At 37.1% G+C, this 4,252-nt stretch carries 1 protein-coding gene; it reads left to right on the forward strand.

Features of this window, described 5'->3' with window-relative positions; genetic code table 11:
• Positions 1–379: 379 nt before the first annotated feature.
• Positions 380–4,252, forward strand: a 3,873-nt coding sequence (locus N784_RS15480) for a collagen binding domain-containing protein (RefSeq protein ID WP_084600304.1), incomplete at its 3' end; no start/stop codon positions are given.

The following is a 4,252-nucleotide window of genomic DNA, read 5'->3' on the forward strand; positions in this document are numbered from 1 at the left end:
GTCCTTTTAAGTGGACTTTTTCAGTGGCCTCATGACTAATCACCCTTGTTTTTTTATATTTTAACAGGAAACATAAACCAATTCATTGATTTACCATGCATTATTTGATTTAATGAATTCTAGGATTGTCCTATGAAACAAGTTAAAATAATGGAACGATGCAATTCTCTACCTCATGCACAAAGGTTTTACACATTTAAAGAACTACTTTGCATGCGGCATCATGAGGATACAAAAAAAGGAGGTAATAAGGACAAGAAAATCACTTCAGACAATTAAATAACTTTACTCTATGGTTGAATAACATAAGATGAGGTAGAGAAACGCACTCTTCATAGGCTCAATCACTATTTGTGTTTAATTTTAAAGGGGAAATCACATGAGAAAACAAATAGGTGCTGTAAGTCTCATCGTATTATTGTTGTTTCAAACCATAACAACTAGTTTGATGTTACCGATGCAAGCTTTTGCTCAAGCAAACCAAAGCAACGATGTAATTACAGACATAACATTGTTAGATGAACAAAATAGTCAAATTGATCAAGAGACGCCTTTACGTGCGGGGCAAAAGATACAATTCGCACTCAACTGGGAAGTGGGACCAGAACAAATAGAGAAACAAAAAAAATACTCTGTTCAACTTCCAACACAAGTACAACCAACCATAGTGGAAAAAGCTTCACTCACTACGAAAGACGGTACTGAAATCGGCACGTATAGCGTTTCGAAGGATGCCACTTTAACCATTAACTTTGATGAATTTCAAGAAAAGAAACAAGGGGATTTCCACGTTTCTGCTGCAATAACCACAGATGAATTAAACAAAGAGAACTTTTCATTTGTTGCAGATTCAGGAACCATTTTCGAATTACCAGTAACGTGGGAAACGACGGAATCACAGAAATCTACTTCGAAAGAGCAACAAAGTCCTGATACAGAAAAAGACACAAGTGCTCAAGAAGAAAACGGACAAAATAATACTCACCAAAGTTCTAAAGAGGAACAAAGCAATAATGGTGAGGATGCATCTGATTCAGCAGCGCAAAACCATGAAGACGACACGATAAACAAGAAAGAGAATGCTAGTACGCAAGATGCGGATAAGCAACAAGACAAGTCTTCTGATGATAAAAACGCTGCAAGTAAGAAGGACAATGAACAAGATGCGACAAATACGGACAAACAGAAAAGTAATGGAAAGGTCGCTAAAGCTGGACCTATTAAAGAGAACATTTTAACCGATGTTACCCTAACGGATGAAGATGGAGAAATTATTAATGAAGATGAGAATCCTAATAACCCATTAAAGCTCGGTGATGTAGTAAATATAGAATACAAATTCGCATTACCAAACAATCACGGTTATGAAGCTGGGTCCGCATATACATTTGATTTTCCAGAACAATTCAAAATAAGTGGAGTTGCTGCCGGTGACCTTACATTTAACGGGGGTAGTATTGGTACATTTATCGCGGATGAGTCAGGAAAAGTTACCCTTACGTTCAACGAAAAGATTGAACAACTATCAAACATTGAAGGTTATGTGAATTTTGCAACAAAGCTGACAGAAGATTTAACAGGTGACCCTGAACAAGACATTCCATTTGAGATAGATGGAGATAGAGTTGATATTCCGATAAAAGTAAAACCAGACGTAAAGAATACGATTGATAAACGAGGCACTCCAGATAAACATTACAATGCCAATGAAATTCACTGGGAAGTAGACTTTAACAAAGGTTTAGATAAACTAGAAAACGCTACCTTCCAAGACCCCATTTTAGATGGCCAGGAGTTGCAAAAAAATTCTATTAAGATTTACAAATTAAATGTTGACGTGCAAGGGAACGTTTCCAAGGGTGAAGAAGTAACAAAGCAATTCGCTACTTCAACAGATGACGGAAATGTGACCATTGATTTCGGTACTATATCTGAAGCATATCGCGTCGAATTCACTACTGATATTACGGATGAGGATGGAAAGAACTATACCAATAAAGCCACCGTTTCTAGTGATAATCTCGATGATTTAACCGCCTCTTCTACAATTTCAGTAGGCCGAGGAAAACCTTTAGAGAAAGCTAAAGGCAAATATGACTCTGCCAATCAAACGATTGAATGGCAGATTAAGTTTAATTACAACGAGAAAGACATTGCGAAACAAGATGCTATACTAAAAGACTTGTTCAACGATTCTATGCATCTAGTAGATGGTTCTCTTGAAGTAAGAGAAATAACCATTGATAGTGATGGAAAAGGCATACCTGGTGATATCGTAAATAATTACAAGATCAAAGACATCACAGATACGACAAACAACAAAGAAGGTTTTGAATTACAATTTACCGAGGACATTTCCAAAGCCTATATCATCACTTATACAACCAAAGCAGATGATCGCGTCTTTGATGCAGAGAAGATTACAAACACCGTTTCCTATGGTGACAACGAATCTAGCGTCGATCAAGGAGTCTCTCAACAAATCGGAATCAAAAAGCATGGCAAGGTGAAATACAATGAGAAAACGGTTGATTGGAAAGTTGACATTAATCAAGATTCCCATGTAATGAACCATTTAGTTATTACGGATACCTTTACAAATGGCGGATTAACGTTAAAAGAGGACACCATTAACATTAAAGAATTAGAGCAAGGAAAAGACTATAACGTTCAAGTTAATGAGAACGGTTTTAAGATTACTTTTAATGTTACAATCGATAAACCAATAACACTAACCTACACGACTCATTTCGATTTTGAAACGCTTAACGATGGAAAAAACAAATTTCTAAACACGGTTCATTTTGAATGGGAAAATGAAGCTGGAAAAAAAGAGGTTCACGAAGATGAGGAACCGTTTAACCCTGACAATTATACAAAAAACAATGGATTTAAAGGCGGTTCATACAACGCACAGACGAAAGAAATCACATGGGATATTGGGGTTAACTATAACTTACAACATTATGCAGACCCGTCTGTAGAAGACTTTATTCTAGGTGATCAAACACTTCTGAAAGATTCAATTAAAGTGTATGAGATGACACTCAATGGTGGGCCAAACGAAATAAACATAGGGAATCAATTAGAAGAAGGGAAAGATTATACGTTATCCTTCCCAGAAGATGAGCAAGGTAACCCTGGATTCAGAATTGACTTTAATGATTCTATTGATTCAGCATACTTTATACGATACAACACAACGTTAAAAGACCACCATACTGTTCCATCCTATAATAATACAGCAACCTTTAAAAATGCTGACGAAAAAATGTTTGAACAGGATGCAACCGTAAGTGTGAAAAACGGTGGAAGTTATACAGAAAAATCAGGTAAACAAGACGGACTTTCCGCGAAGTGGCGTGTCGACATTAACAAAGGACAATCCACTGTTTCTGACGTCGTAATCACGGATAAACCTAGTAACAATCAACTATATATCGAAGACTCCTTCAAATTATATGGTACAACAGTTTCCAAAAACGGGACTGTAAAGAAAGATACATCTAATGTGCTAGAAGAAGGAAAAGATTACGAGCTCGAAATTCATAGAGACGAAGAATCAGGACAAGAAAGCTTTACTCTGAATTTTTCAAACACCATTCAGGAACCTTACGTCCTAGAATACACGTCCTATATCAATGCTGCTAATGGAGAAATTATTTCTAATAACGCAACATTTGAAGGAAGTGGATTATCAGAAGATCCACCATCTTCTAGCGCTTCATTCAGAGTACAAATATCTGGTAGCGGTGGCGGATCTGGTGAACTTGGTAGCCTTGAGGTAAAGAAAGTGGACAGCGAAACGAATGAGCCTCTAGAAGGAGCAACGTTTACCTTATACGATCGTTTTGGAAACATTGCCATTAAAACAGGTACAACGAATGATCAAGGTATCGTTTCCTTTAACAACTTGCTCTATCGCGACTACATCTTAAAGGAAGATAGCGCACCTTCAGGATATCACGTTGCTATCGATGACCAACAAACAGTGACAATCGATGCCGACCCTTCAAAAGTAACCGTAAAAAACGATATTATTAAAGGTAAAGCTAAGCTAACCAAAGTTGACGCTGACAACAACAAAGTGAAGCTTGATGGAGCTGTCTTTAAGGTCGTTGATAAAAATGGCGCTGACGTTAAAACAGGTTTAACTACAAATGATAAAGGCGTTATTACTGTTGAATTACGCCCTGGCGACTATCAATTCGTTGAAACAAAAGCTCCGTTCGGTTATGACTTAGATAACACG

Source organism: Pontibacillus litoralis JSM 072002 (assembly GCF_000775615.1).
GTDB classification, from domain to species: Bacteria; Bacillota; Bacilli; order Bacillales; family BH030062; genus Pontibacillus; species Pontibacillus litoralis.